Annotated in this window: 20 protein-coding genes; 11 read left to right on the top strand and 9 right to left on the bottom strand. The window is 63.5% G+C overall.

The genetic code is table 11. The features are described 5' to 3' along the window. Positions 1 to 230 precede the first annotated feature (230 nt). Positions 231 to 1,616 carry an oxygen-independent coproporphyrinogen III oxidase gene (gene hemN, locus KG088_RS07325; RefSeq protein ID WP_213824842.1) on the bottom strand — a complete coding sequence of 462 codons (1,386 nt, stop codon included), beginning with the start codon at positions 1,614 to 1,616 and terminating at the stop codon, positions 231 to 233. 259 nt (positions 1,617 to 1,875) lie between these two features. On the opposite strand from hemN, the gene KG088_RS07320 reads away from it, so the two are divergent. From KG088_RS07320 to KG088_RS07310, 3 genes are all read left to right on the top strand, one after another. Then, positions 1,876 to 2,316, top strand: a complete 441-nt coding sequence (locus KG088_RS07320) for an Rrf2 family transcriptional regulator (RefSeq protein ID WP_213824841.1) — start codon at positions 1,876 to 1,878, stop codon at positions 2,314 to 2,316. A 203-nt stretch (positions 2,317 to 2,519) separates the two neighbouring features. Continuing rightward, complete coding sequence (locus KG088_RS07315; protein WP_213824840.1) at positions 2,520 to 2,837, top strand: c-type cytochrome; 318 nt, start codon at positions 2,520 to 2,522, stop codon at positions 2,835 to 2,837. Between the two features lie 199 nt (positions 2,838 to 3,036). Beyond that, on the top strand, positions 3,037 to 3,600 hold the full coding sequence (locus KG088_RS07310) for a hypothetical protein (protein ID WP_213824839.1): 564 nt from the start codon (positions 3,037 to 3,039) through the stop codon (positions 3,598 to 3,600). Between the two features lie 9 nt (positions 3,601 to 3,609). Here the strand turns inward: KG088_RS07310 and phnE (KG088_RS07305) are convergent, their stop codons facing one another. From phnE (KG088_RS07305) to phnD, 4 genes are all read right to left on the bottom strand, one after another. Further along, the gene (gene phnE / locus KG088_RS07305) at positions 3,610 to 4,419 is read right to left on the bottom strand and encodes a phosphonate ABC transporter, permease protein PhnE (RefSeq protein WP_089793863.1); all 810 of its coding nucleotides are present in this window, start codon (positions 4,417 to 4,419) and stop codon (positions 3,610 to 3,612) included. Further along, on the bottom strand, positions 4,413 to 5,228 hold the full coding sequence (phnE, locus tag KG088_RS07300; RefSeq protein ID WP_213824838.1) for a phosphonate ABC transporter, permease protein PhnE: 816 nt from the start codon (positions 5,226 to 5,228) through the stop codon (positions 4,413 to 4,415). The genes phnE (KG088_RS07305) and phnE (KG088_RS07300) overlap by 7 nt, the downstream gene beginning before the upstream one ends. Continuing rightward, positions 5,215 to 6,018: a phosphonate ABC transporter ATP-binding protein gene (phnC, locus tag KG088_RS07295; RefSeq protein WP_213824837.1), complete on the bottom strand. Its 804-nt coding sequence runs from the start codon at positions 6,016 to 6,018 to the stop codon at positions 5,215 to 5,217. The genes phnE (KG088_RS07300) and phnC overlap by 14 nt, the downstream gene beginning before the upstream one ends. 110 nt (positions 6,019 to 6,128) lie before the next feature. Next, entirely contained in the window at positions 6,129 to 7,133 is a 1,005-nt protein-coding gene (gene phnD, locus KG088_RS07290) for a phosphate/phosphite/phosphonate ABC transporter substrate-binding protein (RefSeq protein WP_213824836.1), read from the bottom strand. A 133-nt stretch (positions 7,134 to 7,266) separates the two neighbouring features. Between phnD and KG088_RS07285 the strand changes: the two genes are divergently transcribed. The 3 genes from KG088_RS07285 to KG088_RS07275 all read left to right on the top strand — a co-directional run bounded on the left by KG088_RS07285 (position 7,267) and on the right by KG088_RS07275 (position 9,344). After that, positions 7,267 to 7,857, top strand: a complete 591-nt coding sequence (locus tag KG088_RS07285; RefSeq protein ID WP_250148119.1) for a histidine phosphatase family protein — start codon at positions 7,267 to 7,269, stop codon at positions 7,855 to 7,857. 43 nt (positions 7,858 to 7,900) lie between these two features. Further along, complete coding sequence (locus tag KG088_RS07280; RefSeq protein ID WP_213824835.1) at positions 7,901 to 8,266, top strand: DUF6164 family protein; 366 nt, start codon at positions 7,901 to 7,903, stop codon at positions 8,264 to 8,266. Between the two features lie 124 nt (positions 8,267 to 8,390). Beyond that, a complete protein-coding gene (locus KG088_RS07275) occupies positions 8,391 to 9,344 on the top strand; it encodes a ribose-phosphate diphosphokinase (protein WP_213824834.1) in 954 nt (317 codons plus the stop codon). 24 nt (positions 9,345 to 9,368) lie between these two features. Here the strand turns inward: KG088_RS07275 and KG088_RS07270 are convergent, their stop codons facing one another. Genes KG088_RS07270 through KG088_RS07255 form a run of 4 tightly spaced genes read right to left on the bottom strand, consistent with a single transcriptional unit; the run spans position 9,369 to position 15,903 of the window. Further along, a complete protein-coding gene (locus KG088_RS07270; protein ID WP_213824833.1) occupies positions 9,369 to 10,382 on the bottom strand; it encodes a hypothetical protein in 1,014 nt (337 codons plus the stop codon). 43 nt (positions 10,383 to 10,425) lie between these two features. Beyond that, on the bottom strand, positions 10,426 to 11,229 hold the full coding sequence (locus KG088_RS07265; protein WP_213824832.1) for an EAL domain-containing protein: 804 nt from the start codon (positions 11,227 to 11,229) through the stop codon (positions 10,426 to 10,428). A 37-nt stretch (positions 11,230 to 11,266) separates the two neighbouring features. After that, a complete protein-coding gene (locus tag KG088_RS07260) occupies positions 11,267 to 14,860 on the bottom strand; it encodes an EAL domain-containing protein (RefSeq protein WP_250148118.1) in 3,594 nt (1,197 codons plus the stop codon). Positions 14,861 to 14,898: 38 nt separating this feature from the next. Next, positions 14,899 to 15,903: a Bug family tripartite tricarboxylate transporter substrate binding protein gene (locus tag KG088_RS07255; protein WP_213824831.1), complete on the bottom strand. Its 1,005-nt coding sequence runs from the start codon at positions 15,901 to 15,903 to the stop codon at positions 14,899 to 14,901. A gap of 296 nt (positions 15,904 to 16,199) precedes the next feature. On the opposite strand from KG088_RS07255, the gene KG088_RS07250 reads away from it, so the two are divergent. The 5 genes from KG088_RS07250 to KG088_RS07230 all read left to right on the top strand — a co-directional run bounded on the left by KG088_RS07250 (position 16,200) and on the right by KG088_RS07230 (position 23,403). Further along, a complete protein-coding gene (locus KG088_RS07250) occupies positions 16,200 to 18,467 on the top strand; it encodes a putative bifunctional diguanylate cyclase/phosphodiesterase (protein ID WP_213824830.1) in 2,268 nt (755 codons plus the stop codon). Between the two features lie 44 nt (positions 18,468 to 18,511). Then, positions 18,512 to 20,221 carry an ATPase domain-containing protein gene (locus tag KG088_RS07245; RefSeq protein ID WP_213824829.1) on the top strand — a complete coding sequence of 570 codons (1,710 nt, stop codon included), beginning with the start codon at positions 18,512 to 18,514 and terminating at the stop codon, positions 20,219 to 20,221. After that, complete coding sequence (locus tag KG088_RS07240) at positions 20,218 to 20,520, top strand: circadian clock KaiB family protein (protein WP_213824828.1); 303 nt, start codon at positions 20,218 to 20,220, stop codon at positions 20,518 to 20,520. Before KG088_RS07245 ends, KG088_RS07240 begins: the two co-directional genes overlap by 4 nt. A gap of 148 nt (positions 20,521 to 20,668) precedes the next feature. Next, positions 20,669 to 21,331, top strand: coding sequence for a biliverdin-producing heme oxygenase (locus tag KG088_RS07235; RefSeq protein ID WP_213824827.1), 663 nt, complete (start codon positions 20,669 to 20,671; stop codon positions 21,329 to 21,331). Next, the gene (locus tag KG088_RS07230; protein ID WP_213824826.1) at positions 21,328 to 23,403 is read left to right on the top strand and encodes a diguanylate cyclase; all 2,076 of its coding nucleotides are present in this window, start codon (positions 21,328 to 21,330) and stop codon (positions 23,401 to 23,403) included. The genes KG088_RS07235 and KG088_RS07230 overlap by 4 nt, the downstream gene beginning before the upstream one ends. Positions 23,404 to 23,424 lie beyond the last annotated feature (21 nt).

The following is a 23,424-nucleotide window of genomic DNA, read 5'->3' as shown; positions in this document are numbered from 1 at the left end:
CGAGCCGATGTCCACGCCGCTCATTGCATGGTCTCGCGGACAAGAAACAGGGGACTCCCCTCAACAACTAGCGGGAAACAGATAAACCGTATTGGCGGCGTCAGCATACCATATATAGTCCACTCACCCGCTTCAAGCACAAGATGCGCGAAAAAAATCGTTCAACGAGACAGGCCCGCTAGTGGCGGGCCTGCTGGCGAGAAAGGGTTGAGTACGGCCGAGGGGCGTCGCTAGACGGTCCGCGAATAGCGACCCTCGCTGCGTGCCAGATAGGCGTCGAAGGCCATGGCGGCATTGCGCATCATCAGCCGCCCGGCCGGCCGCATCTCGATCTCGTTCTCGCGGATCGCCAGGAGTCCATCGGCTTCCATCTCGGCGAGTTCGTCGAGGGCGCCGGAGAAGGTGTCCTGGAAATCGATGCCGTGGGCCGCCTCGATGGCGGCAATATCGATGCGGCCATGACACATCAGGGCGTTGATCACGTCGCGACGCAGCCGGTCGTCGGCGTTGAGGCGGTAACCGCGCATCACCGGCAGCCGTCCCGCCTCGAGGCGCGTCTGGTACTGGGCGGTCTCCTTGACGTTCTGGCTGTAGCTGTCGCCCACCTTGCCAATGGCGGTATTGCCCAGGCCTATAAGGTCGCAGTCGGCATGGGTCGAGTAGCCCTGGAAGTTGCGCTGCAGGGTGCCGTTCACCTTCGCTAGCGAGAGCTCGTCCTCGGGCAGGGCGAAATGGTCCATGCCGATGTAGACATAGCCTGCCTCGGTGAGGCGGCGAATGGTCAGCTCAAGCAGCTCGATCTTGCGCTCCGGCGGCGGCATGTCCTCGGGACGGATCAGCCGCTGGGCCTTGAACAGCGCCGGCAGGTGAGCGTAGCTGTAGGCGGCGATGCGGTCCGGGTGCAGTCTGATGATCTTGTCCAGGGTGGCGTCGAAACTCGCCACGGTCTGCAGCGGCAGGCCGTAGATCAGATCGACGCTCACCGACTGGAAGCCGGCCTCGCGGGCCGCGGTCACCAGCTCCACCACCTGCGCCTCGCTCTGGATGCGGTTGACCGCCTCCTGGACCCTGGCGTCGAAGTCCTGCACGCCGAAGCTCAGGCGGTTGAATCCCAGGGCTTGGAGCTCGTGGATCTGCTCGGGGGTGACGGTGCGAGGGTCCACCTCCAGGGAGAACTCCCGTGCCTCGGGCTCGGCGAAGTGGAAGGCGGCATCCAGCGCGGCCATCAGCTCGCCGAGCTGGTCGTTGCTCAGGTAGGTGGGGGTGCCACCCCCCAGGTGCAGCTGGGTCATGCGCCGGGCGTCGTCGAACAGCGCCCCCTGGAGCGCGATCTCCCGCTTGAGCCAGGCGAGGTACTCCGCCGCCCGCTCGCGGTTGTGGGTAATGATCTTGTTGCAGGCGCAGTAGTAGCAGAGGCTTTCGCAGAACGGGATGTGCACGTAAGCCGACAGCGGCTTGGGCGCCGCGGCCCGGTTGCTGCGCTGGGCGGCGGCGCGATAGTCGTCCTCGGCGAAAGCTGCCTGGAACTGCGGCGCCGTGGGATAGGAGGTATAGCGTGGCCCCGGGCGGTCGTATTTCTCGACCAGGGGGCGGATGAACGGCAGGGTGTCTTGCATGATCGAATCGAGCCTCTGGAACCGTAAGGCGGCGGCCGGGGCCGCCACCGCATGGGCGAATTATGCCAGCCAAGATCGGGCGCGTCGGTACCCTTCAAGGGATAGCTGACCCAGATCAAGCGAGCGGGCCTTCACCGTCGAAGGCCGGCTGATTGCCGAGCGCACCCGAGCGTGATGGCATCATAAGTAAAATGGTAGAATGAAGGATTAATCGGCCGATCCAACAACCAACAGACGCTAACCGCGCGGAATTTTTTTAATGCGCTTGACCCGCTACACCGACTATTCGCTGCGCGTATTGATCTTCCTGGCGACCAAGGGCGAGCAGCGCTCGACGATCGGCGAGATTGCCGAGCGCTTCAAAATTTCGCGCAACCACCTCATGAAGGTGGTCCAGGAGCTCAACCACAAGGGCTACATCACCGCTGTACGCGGCAAACATGGTGGCCTGATACTCAAGCGCCCCCCTGAGGATATTATCCTCGGCGAACTGGTCCGCGATACCGAGCGCGACATGGCGCTGGTCGAATGCTTCGCTGACCCCGCTGCCTGTGCGATCACTCCGGCCTGTCGGCTGCGACCGATCCTCAGAGAGGCCCTGGAGGCCTTCCTCGGCGTGCTGGATCGCTACACGCTGGCCGATATGCTGGATCCGCATAGACCGGAGCTGATCAAATTGCTGCACTTGGAACCACCATGATGCCTCCGTCGAGCCCTGTCCCACCCCCATACGCTCTGCATTAGCCGTTCATTTGCCTTTTGTGCCTCTCGTTCTAGGCTGAACATGACGCACGTCAAGCCTTACGCGGACGTCGACTGGCATCATGGTTTTAACTGACTTGCGAGGCTGCTGCTCGATCCGAGTCTTTTCAGGTACTTAAAGATGCATCTTGGAGGTATGTTATGAAGTCACTCCTCGTTGCCACTCTCTTGAGTGGCGCTTTCCTCGCCTTGGAGACGCAGGCTGCCGGTGATCCAGAAGCCGGGGAAGGCAAGATTTCTACCTGCGCCGCCTGCCATGGCACTGATGGCATTGGCACCGCGCCGATCTACCCCAACCTTGCCGGCCAAAAAGCCACGTATCTGGAGAATTCCATGAAGGCGTACCGTGATGACCAGCGCGGCGGCGCCATGGCCGCCATGATGACTCCACAGGCCAAGGGGCTAAGCGACGAGGACATCGCCGACATCGCCGCCTACTACGCCAGCTTGGAGCCCTGATCTCCGGCCTGCCTTCAGTATCCTGAGGGATGTCTTTGAGCCTGCCGCCTGAGCTGAAGCGAGCGGGGTAGCCGTATCGACGAGGGCATGGAGGACACGCACGGCCATGAATAGCGAGGGCGCGGAGTGCCGGGGATAGGCCGGCTTCCTCCAGCATGCTAGCCTCGGGCTGATCGTCGGCCCGAAGAAGCCTCTCGCCATGCCCTGCATCTCCCGTCTCGTCTCTTACCTGTTATTGCCGCTCTGCCTGGCCCTGGCCGGAGCGGCATCGGCTACCAACTTCAACACCAGCGAAGTCCAGCCGCATGGCGCCTGGCATTCGCTGGCCCTGACCCTGGGCGACGAGCGCCACTGGCGAGCCATGGAGGCGCAGAGCTACAGCGACTCGATCCTCAGCGTTAACGCCACCCCGGGCGTCTGCGAGCTGCCCTGGCTGGAGCTGCGCGTCGAACTCGAGGCGTATCAGGACGAGAGTCGCGCGGTGAATGTCGTTCCCGCCGACCTGCGGGTCGATGAGGCCACCATCCACAGCGGACGTGCCGAGTTCGTCACCGAGCGCGGCGACCGGGGCTTCTACGTGCATTTCTATCTCGAGCAGCAGGCGCAATTACTCAAGGAGATGCGCGCCGGCGAGTCGCTGCGCCTGCGCCTGATGCGCGGCGAGGACGATCCTTGGTTCATGACCTTCAGCCTCGACGGCGCCGACGCCGCTATCGCCCGCATGAGCCAGCGCTGCGCCGCGGCTTCCCTCCAGGCGCCATGAGCCCCGCCGTCAGATCACCTTGCGTCGCAGCAGGCTGGTGATCGCCTCGCCGATCAGCACCAGTACCACGATGGCGATCAGGATGGTCGCCACCGTGGTCCAGGCGAAGGTATCGATGGACCCCTGCAGGATGACCCCGATGCCCCCGGCGCCGACCAGCCCCAGCACCGTGGACTCGCGGATATTGATGTCCCAGCGCAGGATGACGATGGCGAAGAACGCCGGCATCACCTGAGGCACCACGGCATAGGCGATCACCTGGAGCTTGGAGGCGCCGGTGGCCTGCATGGCCTCGACCGGCCGACGGTCGATCTCTTCGATGGCCTCGCCCATCAGCTTGCCGATAAAGCCCACCGAGCGGCACATGATGGCGAGTATCCCCGCCAGCACGCCGGGGCCGAAGATCGCCACGAACAGCAGCGCCCAGATGATGGTATTCACCGAACGGCTGGAGACCAGGATGAAGCGTCCCAGCCACAGGCAGGCACGGTTGGGGGTGGTGTTCTGGGCGGCGATATAAGCGACCGGCAGCGCGATGAAGATGGTCAGCATCGTCGACAGCGTGGCGATATGCACCGTCTCGATCATCGCATTGACGATCTCTTCCAGGCGGCTCGGGTCGGGCGGCCACATGCGCGCGCCCAGCGACGAGATCTGGTTCGGCGCGTCCCACACCCAGGGCCAGAAGATATCGATGTCGCGTACCGCCCAGACCACCACCATCAGCGTTACCAGCATCACGGCGTAGCGGATGAGGCGTTCGCGGCGGTCGTAGCGTTTCCAGACGCGATCCGCCAGGGCACCGGCTTGATCTACCATATCTTCTTCCTTACCCAGCCGCTGACACCCTCACTGACCAGGATCACCGCGATGATCACCAGCAGGATCGCGAAGGCGAACGCGTAGTCGTAGCGCCCGAAGGCGTTCATCAGGGTGCCGCCGATGCCGCCGGCGCCGACGATGCCGACCACCGCCGAGGCGCGCAGGTTGCTGTCGAGCTGATACATCGAGAGCCCCACCTGGCGCGGCAGGATCTGGGGAAAGACGGCGTAGACGAGAATCGCGAAATAGCCCGCGCCGGTCGCCTTCATCGCCTCCACCTGCCCCCAGTCGATCTCCTCGATCTCCTCGGCGAGCAGTTTGCCGACGAAGCCGATCGAATAGAGTGTCAGCGTGAGGATGCCCGCCAGCGGACCGAAGCCCACCGCGGCCACGAAGAGGATGGCGACGATCACCGGATGAAAGCTGCGCGAGAGGATGATCACCGCGCGTCCCAGGAAGTACACCGGCAGCGGCGCGACGTTGCGCGCCGCCATCACCGCAAAGGGGATCGACAGCAGCACGCCGAGTAGCGTGGCCAGCACGGCGATTTGCAGGCTCTCCTTGAAGCCGGTGAGCAGCAGGTCGAAACGCTCGAAGCTCGGGGGAAAACCGCCCCCGAAGATACGCCCGGCCCGCGGCAGGCCCTCAGCGATGCGCGCCCAGTTGAACGGCAGGCTGCCAAAGGCCCAGACCAGATAAACCACCAGCACCGCCAGCAGGCCGTAACGTAGCAGCGGGTTGGCGATGAATGGCGGCTTGCGCCAGGTACGTGGCGCTGCCTTGGCGCCTGCCTCAGGTCGCGTCATGACCCACCCCCTGAGCCGCCGCCGGCGACTCGGCGATCGCGTCATCGGGGGCCTCGATTCCCCCGTAGATGGCGTCCAGCGCGTCCTTGTTGAAGTCGTCGGGGGCGCCATCGAAGATCATCTTGCCATGCCGAAGACCGACGATACGCTCGGTGTAGGTCTTGGCCTGGGCGACATTGTGGATATTGATCAAGACCGGCAGCGACAATTCACTGGCCAGGCTCTGCAGCAGCATCATGATCTGCTCGGAGGTCCGCGGGTCCAGCGAGGCCGTCGGCTCGTCGGCGAGCAGCAGCTCCGGCTCCTGCATCAACGCCCGCACTACGCCGACCCGTTGGCGCTCGCCGCCGGACAGCTCGTCGGCCCGCTTGTTGCCGTACTGGGCGATACCGACGCGCTCCATCAGCGTGAAGGCGCGTTCGATGTCGGCCTGCGGGAAGCGTCGCGAGATCGCCTGATAGAGGCTGACATAGCCGAGCCGGCCGGCCAGCACATTCTCCATCACGGTCAGGCGGTCGATCAGGTTGAAGCCCTGGAAGACCATGCCGATCTTGCGCCGCGCCCGTCGCAGGGCGCCACCGCGCAGCGCGACCAGCTCCATGCCGTTGAGGTTGATCGAGCCCGAGGTGGGTTCCACCAGGCGGTTGATACAGCGCAGCATGGTGCTCTTGCCGGCACCCGAGGCGCCCACGATCGCCACCACGCTGTTGTCTTCCACGCGCAGGTCGAGCCCCTTGAGAACCGGCTCGTCGTGTCCGTAGCGCTTGATCAGATGGGAAATTTCTAGCATCGCGGATCCAGGCTGGGAAAGGGGTCATGACAACCCCGCCGCCGGCCCTGCGAGGAGGGCCGCCGGCGAGGTCAGGCCGAGAGAGCTGAACCGAGTGCTTGGTTCGGCATCTACTCCTCGAGGTTGTCGGGGGTGTACTCGACCCCGTTGGCCTCCTGGATCGTGCGGATGACCTTCCAGTCTTCCGCGTAGTTGATCGGAATGAATTTCTCGACGCCCTCGAATTCCGCGCCCAGCTCGGTGCCCGCGAAGTCGAAGCTGAAGAAGGCCTCTTCAATTTTCTCGACCAGATCGGGATGCAGATTGTGCGCGTAGTTATAGGAGGTCGTCGGGAAGCGGTCCGATTCGTAGATGATCTTTACGTCTTCCTCATCGTAGAGGCCGCGTGCCGCCATGCGCTCGACCACCTCGGAAGCCACCGGCGCGGCGTCGTAGTCCTGGGCAACTACGCCGAGCATCGACTGGTCGTGGCTGCCGGAGTAGACCACCTCGTAGTCCTCGTCGGGCACGATACCCTCCTCCGGGAAGAGCGCGCGCGGCGCCTGGTTGCCCGAGTTGGAGGTCGGCGAGGTGTGGGCCACCCGCTTGCCCTTTAGGTCCGCCATTTCGTCGATGCCGGAATCGACGTGGGTATAGAGCTGCAGAGTATAGCCGAAGCGGCCATCGTCGGAGCCCATCAGCGCGAAGGGCACCGCACCGGCCAGGTTGACCGCGAAAGGCGTCGGGCCGGTGGAGAAACCGGCGATGTGCAGGCGACCGCTGCGCATGGCCTCGACCTGGGCCGAGTTGGACTGTACGGCGAAGAAGCGCACGTCACGCTCCGTCACCTCCTCGAGATGATCGATGAACGGCTGCCAGATATCCGAGTAGATCGCAGGATCCTCGACCGGGGTGTAGGCGAAGATCAGCGTGTCGGGATTGGCCCACTCCGACTCATCGTCGGGACGGTCGGCGACCATATCGCCATCCTCGTCGCAGTAGATATCAGCCAGAGCGCCTCGTTCACAGTCCTCTTGCGCCTGCGCCGGTGCGGTGATCAGCATCGAAAGCGGCAACAGGGTGGCAGCGGTCAGCGCCGCCAGGGGAAACTTTCCAGCCGGTAGTGAGATTGTCATGGCGTGCCTCGATTTATGGTTATTGTTGACCTTGAAAGGAAAAGGCCAGGCGGATGAGCGAAACCGAACGTATCTCCGCGTAAACTCTCCGCATAGCGAAACTGTCGACCAATTCAGGCTTTATGACAAGCAAATGACATACGACGCTTTAAACGCCCTCTCGCCCAGGGCCAACCGCTACCTGCTGATGCGCCACGGCCACAGCCAGGCGAACGAACGCGGCCTGATCATCAGCGACCCGCGCCACGGCCTGAGCGACTACGGGCTCTCGCGCGTCGGCGAAGATCAGTTGTCGCGGCTCGTCGAAGGCTGGCAATGGCCCCGTCCGAGCCGCATCGTTCACTCGGATTTTCTGCGCACTGCCCAGACGGCTGCTCGCGTAGGCGAGCGCTTCGGTATCGTCCCCGAGCCCGAGGCACGTTTGCGCGAGCGCCTCTTCGGTGACCTCGAGGCCGGTCAGGCCAGCCGCTATGAGGAGGTATGGGCATTGGATGCCCGTGATCCGAGTCACGGCCAGCATGGGGTCGAGCCCGTAGCGGCCGTGGCCGAGCGAATGCGTGCGGTGATCGAATCGCTCGAGGCATCGTTCAGCGGGGAGACCATCCTGCTGGTCAGCCACGGCGATCCGTTGCAGATCCTGCTGACCGCCCTGGAAGGCCGCCCCTTGAGCCAACACCGCGACCGCCCTGCTCTGGCACCGGCCAGCGTCACCCTGCTGGCGTGAGCCTGCATGGCATACTGACTCTTCAGACACGCGGGAGATTCTGGTGGCAACCCTACTGTTTCGCTTGAACAATGTGCCCGACGAAGAAGCCGACGAGGTTCGCGCCCTGCTTGACGACCATGGCTTCGACACCTACGAGACCCGGGCCGGCTTCTGGGGGCTGGGCGTGGCAGCGATCTGGCTGCAGGACGATAAACAGTTGGCAAGCGCCCGTCAGGTGATCGACCAGTACCAGCAGGCGCTCGGCGAACGCGTCCGCCGCGAACACGACGATCTCGCCGCCAAGGGCCAGGCGCCCAGCCTCTGGAGACGCCTTCGGCACCATCCTCTTCGAGTTCTCTTCTTCACCACAGTCGCCGCTGTCGTCCTCGCCCTCTCGCTGCTGCCCTTCGTGTGGCTGATCGATTGACATTTCTCCCGACCCAGGGAGACCGGTGAATTCGTCTCGATGACCGATTTTCTCAGCCGGAACTGGCAAGAATCCACCGAGCGAGTTTCACTGAAGAGACGCTGTCATTTCATGAGGAGGCACTATGCAGAGCGAACCGGTTTTGTTTGCCCTGGAGGGCAGCCAAACACTCGGTGAGTCGGTGGCTTCACGACTGGGCATCAAGCTCGCCTCTCACGAGGAACGCCACTTCGAGGATGGCGAGCACAAGGCACGCTCCCTGGTCGATCTCCACGGGCAGGATGTCTATGTTCTTCACACCCTCTTCGGGGACGCAACATCCAGCGCCAACGACAAGCTGGTGCGTCTGCTGTTCTTCATCGGCGCGGCGAAGGATGCCGGGGCCCGCCGCGTCATCGCCTTGGTTCCCTATCTCGCCTATGCCCGCAAGGATCGTCGCACCAAGGAACACGACCCGGTAACCACCCGCTATGTTGGCCAGCTCTTCGAGGCGCTGGGCACGGACTGCATGGTGGCGCTGGAAGTCCACAACCGGGCCGCCTTCGACAACGCCTTTCGCTGCCGGACGGAGCACCTCGAGGCCCATGAGCTCTTCGTGGACGCTCTGCACGACCACCATGATAGTGACGTGGTCATCGTTTCCCCCGATGCCGGCGGCGCCAAGCGCGTGGACCGATTCCGTGACGTCTGGGACGCACGCACCGGCAGCCAACCGCCCAGCGCCTTCATGGAAAAGCAGCGAAGCGAAGGGGTGGTATCGGGCGAGGCCGTGGTCGGGGACATGTCGGGCAGGGTGGCGATCATCGTCGACGATCTGGTCGCCGGCGGTACCACCCTGTTGCGCGCCGCCCAGGCATGCCGGGACAAGGGCGCTACCCAGGTCTACGGGGTGATCACCCATGCCCTGTTCGGGCCGGGCTCGGAAAAGCTCTTCGATGCCGAGGAACTCGACCAGTTACTGATCACCGACAGCGTCAAGCCCCGGCTGGAGATGCCCACGGAGGGCAAGGGCAGGGTGACGGTCATCCCGGTGGCCGACCTTTTCGCCCGGGCGGTCGAGACGCTTCACGGGAAGTAGGCACTCCCAGGGACAGGGGGCGTCTCACGAGCCCAGGGCCCTTAGTCCCCGTCGCAGATAGTCGCGGGTGATGCGGCCCCAAGGCTTGCGGTGGTCCTCTCGCTCCAGGTGGCGGGCGGCGAGAACGGCCCAGAGAAGGGCACGATACGCCGTATAGAGCGCTACCAGGGCCTCAGGGGCAGGGTCCCCGGTCTCCTCCCGGTAAACGTCGAGAAACTGACTGCCAATCCAGCCGCCGTCCCGCCTCTCGCACTCCATGGCGAAGAAGCTCAGCTCCTCCAGCGGATCCATGAGGCGCAGCTCGGGATCGAATTCCAGCCGGTCGATGAACACCGGCTCCTCGCCGAGATAGACATGCTCGGGGCGCAGATCACCATGAACGTCCAGCTGGTGTCGCTGCTCGAGCGGCTGGCGCTGGGAGCGGAGCGCTTCCCGCAGGGCAACCCCCAGGGCCGTCATCTCCTCATCGACATCGACCGGCAGATCCGCCAGCTCCTCCAGACATTCGCCGACCTTATCCTCGATGTCGTCGGCCTTGACCCGTCTTTTGGCGTCCTGGCCGGCATAGAATCGCGCCAGCTGCCTGGCCGCCTTCTTGACATCCCGGGCCCTGACCCGATCCTCGCCCAGGCGGTTCTCAAGATTCCACTCATCCGGCAAACGCCGCATCTTCACCAGGGTCTCGATCGGCTCACCTCGCCCCTCAAGGTTGAGGCCGTCATGAGGATCCTCGGCCAGGGTCACCACACCCTCGTAGATGGATGGCGCCAGCTCGGCATTGAGCCTGACCTCGGTTTCGCAGTTGCGCCGCCGTGCCTCGAGGGTGCTGAAATCCAGGAAGTCATAGCGTAGGGGCTTTTTTAACTTGTAGACGGACTCATCCGTCAGGAATACGCAGGAAAGGTGCGTCTCGCGAAGCTCCACCTCCGAGGTCGGCTCGGGGTAGCTTTCCGGGCAACTCAGGAAACGCACGACAGCGGATCGAACGTCGCCGTCACCCTTTTCCTGATCTTCCCCGTCTGGTGGTCTTGCTGCCATCGATGGTGGCTCTCCCTGGAGGCGTATCACGACGTCCCGGTGATCATGGCAGGCCGGCCTCCATACTGAAGCGCATCTCCTCGCGTAATGCCTTCAATCGGGGACGAAGATCCTCGCCCAGCGACTCGACAACCGGCCGCGCAAAGTAGAAACCTTGTTGACGATTGATTCCCAAGCGACCCAGCCACATGGCTTCCTCGTGGGTTTCTACCCCTTCAGCGATCAACCCAATGTTCAACTCGTCGGCGAGGCCTTTAACAGCGCGCACCAGCGCCTGCCGGCGAAAGTCGGTATCGCAGCCCATGACCAGCTCGCGATCGATCTTGAGCCGATCCGGCATCAAGTCGGTCAGCAGATCCAGATTGGCATAGCCGTTGCCGAAGTCATCCAATGCCGTGGTGAATCCCATGGCATGGTAGGCATTGATGATATTGCGCAGATGCCGACGGTCCCTGACCTTTTCCGTCTCGGTGATTTCAAACACGATACGGTCGGTGGGCCAACCCACGCGCTCAGACACTTCGAGTGTAGCCTGGATACACGCCTGGGGCTCATAGACCGCATTGGGCAGAAAATTGATCGACAATGTCTCGCGCATGCCCAGTTCGCTGGCAAGCTCGATGGCTTTCACCCGGCAGGCCTGATCGAAGCGGTAGAGCATCTCGTCGGTCACCTGGGAAATGATGCTCCAGGCCGATTCGCCCTGCCTTCCACGCACTAACGCTTCATAGCTCACTACCCTGGCCTCGGCCAGATCCACGATCGGTTGAAAGGCCATGGTGAAGTCGAAGGGCAGATCGCCCTCACAGCGGCCGCAGTGGCCCACGACCCTTGCACAATAATCCATCGTTCGTTGTCCTGTTCTTGATTCCCTAAGGCGGCACTCACACCACGACCCGCTGCGCAAGGAATTCCTCCAACCGGGCGAGCGGCATCGGGCGGGCGAGCAGAAAGCCCTGGAAGACATCACAACCATAGCGCAGCAACAGGCCATGCTGCTCGCTGGTTTCGATGCCCTCGGCAACCACGTCGAGTCCCAGGTGATGCGCCATGGAGATGATGCCCTGGGCGATCGCAGCATCGTCGGCGCGCCGCGCCAGCTCCTTGACGAAACTGCGATCGATCTTGACCTTGCCGATGGGCAGGTGCTTGAGATAGCTGAGACTGGAAAAGCCGGTGCCGAAATCATCGATGGAGACCTCGATGCCCATGCCGCGAAGGGCATGCAGGATCTCGATGGCGGCCTCGGTATCGTTCATGAGGATGCCCTCGGTGAGCTCGAGCTCGAGACGCCCGGCCGGCAGTCCAGTGGTCGTGAGCGTCTCACTCAGCGTCGTCAGGAAACCTGAGCGATGGAACTGCAGCGGAGAGAGGTTCACTGCCACACGTAGAGCACCGTAGCCACTCGCCTCCAGATGGCCCATATCCAGACACGCGCGCTCCAGTACCCATTGACTTATCGGCATGATCTGGCCGGTTTCCTCGGCCAGCGGAATGAACACGTCCGGCGGGATATAACCCTTGGCAGGATGCTTCCAGCGCAGAAGCGCCTCGACGCTCACCACCTCGCCCTCACGATCCAGCAGCGGCTGGTAATGCAGTTCCAGTTGTTGCTTGTCGATCGCCTCCTGTAGCTCGTTGCGCAATGCGACCCGCTCGTTGACCTTGGCGGTAATCTCGCGGGTGAACCATTGATACGCATTACGCCCCTGCCGCTTGGCCCTGTACATCGCCATGTCGGCCTGCTGGATCAGCATCATGGAATGTTCAGTATCCCCATCGCTCACAGCGATACCGATGCTGCAGGTGAGGTGTAATTCCAGATCATTGATGCAGTAGGGTTGCGCGATCAGGGACAACAAGCGCTCCGCCATCTGCAGTGCCTGCTGCTCGTCGGTCAGGTCGGGGAGCAGCACCACGAACTCGTCGCCCCCCAGGCGCGCCAGCGTATCGCCGGTGCGTATGCCTGTGGTGAGCCGGTTCGCTACCTCGATCAGCACCTTGTCGCCCAGGGCATGCCCCAAACTGTCGTTGATCGGTTTGAAGTCGTCGAGATCGACGAATAGCACCGCAAGACAATAACCATGGCGACAGGCAAGAGCGAAGTCGTGGGCGAGTCGATCCTCGAACAGGGAGCGATTGGCCAGCCCAGTGAGTGCATCGTGGCTGGCGTGGTGGGCTAGCTGCGCTTCATATACCTTGCGATCGGAAATATCCTTGGCGATGCCGTAGACGCCTTGGATGCGTCCCTCCACCATAATCGGCAGAATAGTAAGGTCGAGCATCCGCTCCTCGCCGTCTCGATTGATCAGACTCAACTCGAAACGCGCCGTCTTCCCCGCGCACGCTGTCTCGAATTGCCATTGGCTGCGAGCAACGTCTTCGGGCTGAATGAGCTGGGAAAAGTGCGTCCCGATGATCGCCTCGTTGTCGAGCCCGGTGATCTCGCCACAGGTAGCGTTGGCAGTGTCGACGTGACCCATGGGGTCCAGCGAGAACACGGCATCGGGGTTGTAGGCGAACAGCGAGCGGTAGCGCTGCTCGCTCTGCCACAACGAATGGCGATCCTGCTGGCGCTCGATGGCCAAGGCTACCAACTCCGCCGCCTTGTGGATTTGCTCGAGTTCGTGCTCATCCGGACTCCCGATGACGCGATAATAGGTGGCGAAGGTGCCCAGCACCCGACCGTCCGAGGCGATTACCGGGCAGGACCAGCAGGCGCGCAACTCGGCGGCGGCGGCAATGGCGTGAAACCCCTGCCAGCGAGTATCCGAGAGGATATCCTCGCAGATCACCGTTTCGCGTCGGAAGGCCGAACTGCCACAGGCACCCACATCGGCACCGATCTCGATCTCACCCAATGCCTCGCGAAACGCCGGCGGCAGACTGTCGCCCGACATCAGCACCAGGTGCTTCTCACCACGGCGCTGCATGACCGAACACAGCGCCCCCGGTATCTGCTGCTCAAGCATCCGACAGACCCGACGCAGTGTCTCCTCCAACGGTGCATCGCGGGCGATCGACGCCTGAATGCCTTGCTGTGCCTCCAGATAACGGTGTGCCGCGGCGAGCTCACGTGAGCGGCCAAGCACCAGCTGCGCCAGCCCCAGGCTGTAGGCCAGCAGGTAACTCAGCATCAGCCCGGCAATCCCCACGCCACCAGGTACCAGGTCGGCCTCGAGCATGTCCCGCGCCGAATCGGGGAACACTTCAAGCGTGAGCATGATACCGCCCGGCAATCCGACATGGCGTTGTTCCAGGCGCGGAAACAGACTCTCGCTCGGCGCTGCCGTACGACCCGGCGCTCGGATCTCGAGCAGCGTCTGGTCATCCCGGTGAATGCGCACGAGATGCGTGCCCAACTGCACCCGCAGCTGCTCATCGAGCAGGATGGCCATATCCAGACTGGCCACCAGCCGATGGCCCGATGTCATGACCGGCATCGCCATCAGCGCCATCTGAGCGGCCTCGTCGTCAGGAAGTAGCAAGCGCGGCTGCGGAAAGTCGAGATCAAGCCAGGCTTCCACCCGGCTGTCGATGAGTGTCCGGCCTAACCAGTCCCACGCCGGATCATCGCGACCCTGTCCCCAGACCCTGGCGCCTTGAGCATTCAAAAGTCCGATAGCCTGGAGCCCCGGGGCATCCCGAAGGTAGTTGCGGATATCCCGCTCCAATACCGTCTGTTCGAAGCGGCCTTGCGCCGCCTCCAGCCGTTCGGCCATGCGCTGCACCAGCAATAGCTGCGAAGCCATCATCTGTTCGGTGTTCAACTGGATATTGTCGAGGACGTAGCTCGCCTGCTGGCGCTTGCTGTCCTGATACTGCCAACTGAGCAAGTACCAGGCCGATCCGCTCAGCACGATACCCAGCAGCCCCGCCAGAATGGCCATCCTGCCCACCTGCAGCGCCTGTCGCTCGCCACGCTGTGCCATCAATCCCATGGCCAGGCCGCAGATCAACAGACACAAGGTGGCCGCCATGGGCGATGAAACGTAGACCTCGGTCCAGAGGTTGTCACCGCCCAGCAAAAGTACGCCTAGCGATATCACGCCGAGCCCGGTCAGCGTCAGCCCCACCCCCGCCCATAGCCTGCGAAGAACGCGGCCTCGAATGCCCAGCATCAGACACAATGCCACGCCGAGCAGCACGCTGGACGCTGCGGGCACAATACGCTCACGACCGGTCAGCCAGGAGCCGCTCTCAGGGACGATGAGCTCCTGGAATAGCGAGTACAGGACCAGCACCATCAGCACGGCGCCGGCGAGGCGCCGGGTACGATGCCAGGCAAACGTGCAGGCTAGAAGGCCGGTCCCGCCCAGCAGGGCCGCCAGCGCCGCATCGGGTACCAGTACACTGCGCAGGGGATAGGACAGGCCCACCGCGAACGCCAGCAGACCCAGCATGCCCAGCACCATGAAGGTGGCCGCCGTCATCGCCAGTGCCGTTTCCAACGCGATGTCGCGCGCCCTGTAAGGCATCGCTGAGCCCGCGCGTCCTTTGGTTGGGTGGCGGCCGGTCATCTGGAAAACCCCAACTCATCGGCAAGCGACTTGAGCGCCTGGGTGCGGTTCGAAAGATAGGCGGCGTAATCCTCGAACAGGCGCATATCCACTCGGGTACCGAACTCGTGCTCGAGCCGTTCGGCCAGCGCGTCGTCACCCAGGGTGACGGCAAGGGCCGAGACCACCGGCTCCAGTTGTTCACGAGGCGTGCCCAGCGGAGCGAATAACCCTCGGTTGGTGGTATTGATTACCGCGATGCCTTGCTCCTCAAGGGTCGGCACCTCGGGTAGGCCCACAAGGCGTTGATCAGCCGCCACTCCCAGCGGGCGGAGCATGCCCTTCTCGTACATCTCGCCCGCCGAGGGCAGATTGAGCATTGAGAAGTCGATCTCGTGACCGAGCAATGCCGCTACCTGGGAGACAGTGTCGGGATAGCCCACCATCTGTACCGCCGCGGGCTCGACCCCCACTGCCTTCAGGAATTGCAACCAGAAGAAGTGATCGGTCGATCCCTTGATCATGCCGATACGCACCGACCGCGCGCCCTTCTGCGTCGCTTGCGACTTGACATGCTCGGCGAACCCGGCGGCAGACTGCACCAGATGCTGCGAGTGGGTAGTGGGAATATTGATCGTGCGCATCAACAGCGCCACCGGGACGAAGTCCTGGAATTCATGCGCCGAGATGCCCGACAGGAACGAAAGGATCAAGGTCTGATGGCTACCCAGCAGTGTGCGACCATCCGGGGCCGCCTCCCTCACACGCTGGGCGCCGCGCGTCGCGGCCGCCCCGGAGACGTTCTCCAGCACGATTCGCCGACCCAGTCGCTCGCTGACGGGCCCGGCGATCTGACGAAACAGCACGTCAGTTGCCCCACCCCGGCCGAAGGGGATCACCAGGCGTATCTCGTCGCCCCCGTGCAAGGATCGCGCTTGCGCTTCAGGGCTTTCCTGCGCCCATCCACCGAGACTCACCCCTACCAGAAAGGCCAGACTCCACCGCCACCCGCCAATCGACATGGCCGCCCTCCCCTCGTTCCCTGGATGCCAGGTGCCTGGAACCTTGCACGGTTATCTAGCGCTCAAAAGCACGCCGCCCCGTTGTCCGCCGGCGCCGCGCCGCTTACCCGTGTGAATCGATGAGAATAAAGTAAGCTTTAATGATGCCATGATGGCCCTAGGGAAACGCCAAAAAACTCGTATACCTGTGTATCATCCTAACGCATGAGATGACCAGCTATGGTGGCATTGCAAACCTTGCTGCCGGGCGCCGTGGGCATCCCCGTGCACAATCCAACCCTCGAGGCACCCTCGCCATGAAGCTGCTTCGCCTGTCGCTCGTCAGCATCGTTGGCTGCTTGCTGGGACTTGCCATGCTGGTATTCATGGGTGTCCACAGCCTGTCATCGATGCAGGACAGGCAAGACGAGATCGCCTCCTTGATGGCACTTCAGGGCCGCATCGACACTTCCTCCTTGGTCAGCGACAGCCAGGTCGTGAGCCGGGTGGCCGACCTGGGCACCACCCTGGATACGGCCCTTCAGGAGGTAGTGCATCAACACCAGGCGAGAATCGCCCGAGATACCCGATGGCTCGCCATGGGGTTCGGGGTGGCCGCGGCGCTTTTCGGCGCCCTCTGTATCCTCGCCTTCGGCGTGATCTTCCGACGCATCAACGGTCCCCTGCGGGCGCTTTCCCACGCCACCCGGCGAGTGGAAGCCGGTGATCAAGACACTCGAGTCCCGGTCACGGGGTCGGACGAGTTCGCCGACCTCGCGCGCACCTTCAATCGGATGCTCGACCAGCAGGCCGCCATGGTCGAGTCACTCTCCGACGCCCTGACCGACCGCCGGGCGCTGATCAATTCACTTCCCGCCCACATCGCCCTGCTGGATGGCGACGGCAGGATCCTCGACGTCAACGACCAGTGGCGACACTTCGCGACCAACAATGACTTCCGGGACGCCAACTTCGGCGTTGGCAGCAACTACCTCGAGATCTGCCGTGCCGCTACCGGCGATTGCGCCGAGGAGGCTCTCCAGACCGCCGAGGGCCTGCAGGCCGTGCTGGCTGGCGACCAGGAAACCTTCGCCCTGGAGTATCCCTGCCATTCCCCGGACCAGCCACGCTGGTTTCGTATGATGGCCACCCGGCTGGCACCTGGCCATGAAACCGAGGGCTTCCCGGGGGCCGTGGTGATGCATGTGGATATCACCGAACGCAAGCTGGCCGAAGAGGAGCTGAAGCGACAGGCCTATCAGGATTCCCTGACTGGCCTCGCCAATCGACCGGGCTTCAGCGCGGCATTTTCGAGCCACATCGGCCGGTACGGATGGAATCCGCAGGATATCATCGCCCTGCTGGACATCAGGGAAATGCGCAACGTCAATGATGCCCATGGCTATAACATCGGAGACCGCCTGCTGATCAAGCTGGCGCGCCGCCTGGAAAATCACCTCTGCGACCACGCTCTCATCGGCCGTATCAGCGGTGACCAGTTCATCCTCTTCCTGCCCGATGACCACGCCAGAGACCATCCCGAGCGTCTCGATTCACTGGCCAAGATGTTTCAGCGGCCGTTTCGCATCGGAGAGATCCTCATCGAGATCTCGGTCTGGGGGGGCTATACCCTGCTCGGCGAGGACGAGCGCAGCGCCGAAACTCTGCTGCACGAAGTGGAGATCGCCCTGCACGAGACCCGCCTGCGCGACAACAGCAAATTCTATCGCTACAACCGGGAAATGGATCGGATCGCCCAGCACCGCCTCGATCTGACCCGTGACCTTCGCCGGGCCCTGGAGGAAGATCAGTTCGAGTTACATTACCAGCCCAAGGTGAACCTGGCCAGCGGCGAGGTAATCGGCTGCGAGGCGTTGATCCGCTGGATGCACCCGCAGCGCGGCATGCAGATGCCCGGCCAGTTCATTCCCATCGCCGAGCAGAGCCAGTTGATCGGCCCGATCGGTGACTGGGTGCTCTTCCAGGCATGCCACCATCTGCGCGAATGGCAGGATGCGGGCCTCGACCTGGTCCGGGTCTCGGTGAACGTCTCGGTGGACCAGTTCCGTCTAGGCGACTTCAACCACAAGGTGCGCGAAGCCCTCGAGACCCATGCCATCGACCCGGCCGCGCTCACTCTGGAGATCACCGAGAGTGTATTCAGCGAGGAGTCCGAGTTGCTGCGCCGACAGATCAATGACCTGCATGCGCTTGGCGTCAGGCTGTCCCTCGACGATTTTGGCACCGGCTATTCGTCACTGCTCTACCTCCAGCAATATCCCTTCGACGAGATCAAGATCGACATGGGGTTCGTGCGGGGAATCCTCGACAAGCCCTTCAACCGCAATATCGTGTCGATGATCCTGGGCATCAGCCAAGTGCTCGGGGCCGACACCGTGGCGGAGGGGGTAGAGAATACCGCCGTGCGTGATGTCCTGCTCGAACTGGGATGCCGTATCGGCCAAGGGTACTATTACAGCATGCCGCTGGAAGTAGAGGACTTCCGCTGGTTGCTGGCGAAACACTCCCGTCTACCCCTGGTGCCACTCCCCTCAGCGAGGATGACACAAGACGACGCACGATGAAGCAAGGACCCTTGCGGTTTCAAGATTGGCAGTTTGGAGACCTGATGAACGACACCACAGCGGGGCACGGACTCGTCAAGCGAGCCACCGGTATTCATCACCTGGATACGGTCACCCACGGGGGGCTACTGGCCGGGGGCGCGACCCTGGTGATCGGCGAGCCGGGGTGCGGCAAGACCATCATCGGCCTCCAGATACTGGCCAGCGTCCTGGCACGGGGGGAGGGCGGGGTCTTCATGAGCTTCGAGGAATCCCGCGAGCAGATCCTGCGCAATACCGATTCCTTCCGCTGGGGGCCGCGACTGCGCGAGTCACGCTGCGAGATCATCGACGGCCAGTCGATGAAGGGAGCCGAATTCTCGGGGACCTTCGACATCGACGGACTGCTCGCCGTGCTGGACCTCTGCGCCAGGCGTGTGGAAGGCAACTGGATCATCCTCGACGGGATCGACCAGCTGCTGCGTCGCCAACCCGACAGCCAGAGCGCCATCGACCAGATCGCCCAGCTCAATGACTGGAGCATCGAGAAGGGGTATTCACTGCTGCTGACCGGCAAGCACACGGGCAACGACAGTCCCCACCCGGATCACCTCACCGGCATCGAGTTCATGCTGAACACCATCCTGGTGCTGTCGAGCACCCTGGTGGACAAGCGACTCAACCGACGCTTTCGCATCGCCAAGTACCGGGGCACTCGCCACAACCCCAATGAGCTTGCCATGCTGATCGACGATGCCGGCATCCATCTTCCCTATGCCGAGCCCTTCGTCGCCGCGTCGGTGCCGGCCGCCGGTCAACGTATCAGCACCGGCATCGAGCGCCTCGACAAGATACTCGAGGGTGGTGTCTATCGTGGCTCGACCACTCTGATCTCCGGCCAGCCCGGGACGTCCAAGACGACACTGGGGGCGGCCTTTGTTGCCGCCGCCGCCCAGCGAGGCGAGCGAGCACTACTGCTGAGCTTCGATGAGTTCGCCCGCCAGATCGTACGCAATGTCGCCACCCTGGGCATCGACTTGCAGTCGCCCATCGACAGTGGCCAGTTGAGCGTCGTCGCCCGGGCAAGCTGGGATGGCCTGGTGGAGGAGCATTACATGGCCGTGCTTGCCCTGCTCGATGATTTCCAGCCGGAATGCCTGGTCATCGACCCGGCCTCGGCCCTGCTCAAGTCGTCCGGTGCCGAAAGCGCCTTCCTCGCCCTGGAGCATCTCCTCGCCGTCACACGCACCCGGGGCATCACCACCATGCTCACCTCGCTGTCCGAGGCCGATGACCCCTTCGGTGAATCCAGCCTGAGCCATGCCTCGACCCTTGCGGATACCTGGATCGTGCTGCGCTACCAGATCAACGGCGGCGAGCGCAATCGCTCGCTGTCGGTGGTCAAGTCGAGGGGCACGGCCCACTCCAATCAGGTCCGCGAGATGATTCTCTCCCCTCGAGGCGTCGATCTCGCCGATGTCTACCCCTTCGGCAGCGAGGTCTTGATGGGCACGGCGCGCGTCCAGAAGGAGAGCGAGGAAGCCGCCATGCGACAGCGACAGGTCAAGGAGCGCGTTCGCCAGCAGCAACGACTGGAAGTGGAGATAGAAAGGACCCGCACTCTGATCCAGCAGGGCCAGACAGAGCTTGAGCGCCTGCAGGAGGAACTGGTGACCGAGCATCGCGACCAGACACAAACCGATCGCGGGGCGGACCGCCATCAGGACAGCATCCTGAGACGCCGGAATCCCAGCCAGGGAGGGCAGGACCAGTGAACCGCGCACTCGCCGACGACAACCACCAGCACAATGCCACTCTCATCCTCTTCGTGACCGGTGAAGCGCCCCGCTCCCGGCGGGCCCACCACAACCTGACGGCCGCCCTCGAGGCCAACAGTATCGACGACGCCCCAACCCGCGAGATCGACCTCCTGCGTGAACCGCAAGAGGCCATCAGCTTCGGCATCTTCGCCACACCCGCCCTGATGCACATCGATGCGTCGGGAAAGCGCCGAGTGCTCTATGGAGACCTCTCCGATGAATACAGCCTGAAGAACTTTCTCTCGGCGCTCTGATAGCAATGGCAGATGGCAATGGCAGCGCCAATCCCCCGCCAGGCCACCTTGATGATGCCGTAACCCGAGACCTCACCTTCCAGCCTATGACAACACATGGTACAAGCGACATCTTACCTTTCACCTTTACCTGAGGGTTGCCAACACCTTGTGTTCACTGCTCGCACGATTGCGCGAGGCCACGCACCATGACCACCACCGCCTCGACCGTCACCCCAGACTGAGTCGCTTGCTGAAGAGCGACCTCGACCCGGAAAGCTATGTAGACGCCCTGGTGGGCCTGCATGGCGCCCAGTCGAGCCTGGAAGATGCGGTGCGCCGAGGCCTCGAATCGCGGGTTGTCGTCCTGCCAGCAGGCGAGGGCTATCGTCTCGACGAACGCGCCCCGGCGCTGCGTGACGATCTTGAACGCCTGGGCGGCAAGCCGTTCGATGGGGCGTTTGCCCCCCTGGCAGTTCCTCGTCTCGAGACCTTGCTTGGCCTGCTGTATGTGCTGGAAGGCTCGCGCCTGGGCGCCCGCGTCATCGCCAAGCATGTGCGCGCCTCGTTAGGCCCGACGGTTCCGCTGCGCTTCTTCGCCGAGGCCCACGGCGCCACGCACTGGCCGAGCTTCATTACCTTTGCCGAGCGTCTCTTTTCTGAACGCGCCGTTGCTGAGCCTCGTGGCCCGGTGGCAAGCGCTGATGAAGCGGCACTCGGCGCCAGGGCAGCCTTCGCGCTGTTTCAGCACTCGCTGGACACCAGCCCGGCCATTCTGAGCCGCAAAGACCACCTCGGCCGACCGCTTGTCGGCCTCGAGGGCGCCAAGTGAACCAATCCATCCCCTACTCTCGGGCGCAGATCGACGCCGCCCTGGACGCCTGCGCCCGCGAGCCGGTACACATTCCCGGCGCCATTCAATCGGCGGGCTGCCTGATCAGCCTTGACAGCGAAATGCGTCAAGTACGCCAGGTCAGCGCCAATATAGAAATTTTTCTCGGCGTCAGCGTGGCCGAGGCCCTGCAAGCACACCCCAGCGACCTGATCGGCAAGCGGCTGCTGACACGCTTGCGCCAGGCTCTTCTCGACCAGGAGTGCCTGCCCAATGCCCTGACGGCCCAGCGCCGGGTCAAGGAGCGGATGCGGCGGTTTCATGTGGTGGCCTACCGCAGCGGCTCAAGGGTCGTGGTGGAACTCGAGCCGCTGAATCAGCCAGGCGAGCGACGCCTGCTCGCCACGGTCAATGAATGGCTGGTTCAGGTCAGCCAACTCGACGACCTTGATGCACTGCTGCAAGCGCTGACGCGCGGCGTACAGCAGCTGACCCGCTACGAGCGTGTGATGGTCTATCGCTTCGATGAGCAGTGGAACGGCCAGGTAGTGGCGGAGCACCGCGTGGCCGAGGCCGGCGCCTTTCTCGGCCATCACTTCCCGGCCAGTGACATCCCCGTCCAGGTGCGAAGGCTTTATGACATCAACCGCGTGCGTAGCATCCCCGATGCCGCCGCAGCGCCCGTGGCGCTGATGCCAGCCCGCGACCCCCAGGACGCAACGCCCCTTGATCTTTCCCGGGGCTCGCTGCGCGCCGTATCACCGATCCACCGGGAATACCTCGCCAACATGGGCGTGAGCGCCTCGCTGTCCATCGCCATGCACGATGAAGGGCGGCTCTGGGGATTGCTCGCTTGCCATGGCTTCGGCCCACGCGAGCTCTCACCCGCCGTGCGCGATGCCGCACGCGCCCTGGTGCAGATCACCCTGCCCCGAATGATGCTGCTGCGTGCCAGGGCCGAGGCACGCTTACTGCACGACGTCCATGACAGCCGTGACCTGCTGGCCGGCGAGCGCGGCCAGTTGGAAGACCCCGAAGCCATGCTGCAGCGCCATGGCCAACAGTGGCTCGACTTGCTGCGCGCCAGCGGCGTGGCCTTGGTGCTGCATGGCCGGGTGAGTGGCGTAGGGCGACTGCCAGACGCCACTCACCTGCTGGGCATGGCCGAGTGGCTCAACCGCCACCAACAGCACGACGCACCCTGGTATAGCCAGCGGCTTGTCGACACGCCGCTCGCCGAGTGGCAGCAGGGAGATCTTTGCGGGCTGCTCGCCGCCCCGCTGCCCAGCGATACCCGGCAATCCCACTGGCTGATGCTGTTTCGTACCGAACAGCGCGAGACACGCCGCTGGGCCGGTAATCCCGAGGATATTCCCATGGAACGCCACGGCCAGCTGATCATGACCCCGCGCCGCTCCTTCGGCCAATGGCAGGAAGAGATAAAGGGCCGCAGCCACGGCTGGAGCGAGATCGAACGCCGCGCCGCCGGCGATCTCGCCGAGGATCTCGCCGTGCTGGTCTCCGGGCGCGAAATCGCCAAGCTCAATGGGCGCCTTAATCAAGTCAACGCCCAGCTTAAGTCCCTGGCCTACAGCGATGCCCTGACCGGGGCCTGGAACCGCTACCGCATGGAACAGGCCATCGACGCCGCCTTGAATGCGGCCGAGCGCCATGCCCAGCCCTTCACGCTGTTGCTGTTCGATATCGACCACTTCAAGCACTTCAACGACACCCACGGTCATGAGGCGGGCGACCGCGTGCTGGTCGAACTGACCCGGGCCGTGCAAGCCGGCCTGCGCGACAGCGACGCCCTGGGCCGCTGGGGCGGCGAGGAATTCATCGCACTGGCGAGCCACACCGACCTCGAAGGTGGCACCCGCCTGGCCGAGCGCTTGCGCCAGTGCGTTGAGGCCCTCGCGTTCGACGAGCTGGGCCAGGTGACCATCAGCCTCGGCGTGGCCAGCTGGCAGCCCGGCGACACGCGCAAGCAATTGGTCGTACGCGCCGATCAGGCGATGTATCGCGCCAAGCACGGCGGACGCAACCAAGTGGCCGCATCAAGGCCGCGTTGAATCTCGCCGGGCGGCCGGACG

The organism is Halomonas jincaotanensis, from assembly GCF_018448785.1.
In the GTDB taxonomy this organism is placed as follows: Bacteria; Pseudomonadota; Gammaproteobacteria; order Pseudomonadales; family Halomonadaceae; genus Halomonas; species Halomonas jincaotanensis.
The sequence above is the reverse complement of the archived record's forward strand: the minus strand, read 5'-3'. Positions and strand labels throughout refer to the sequence as shown.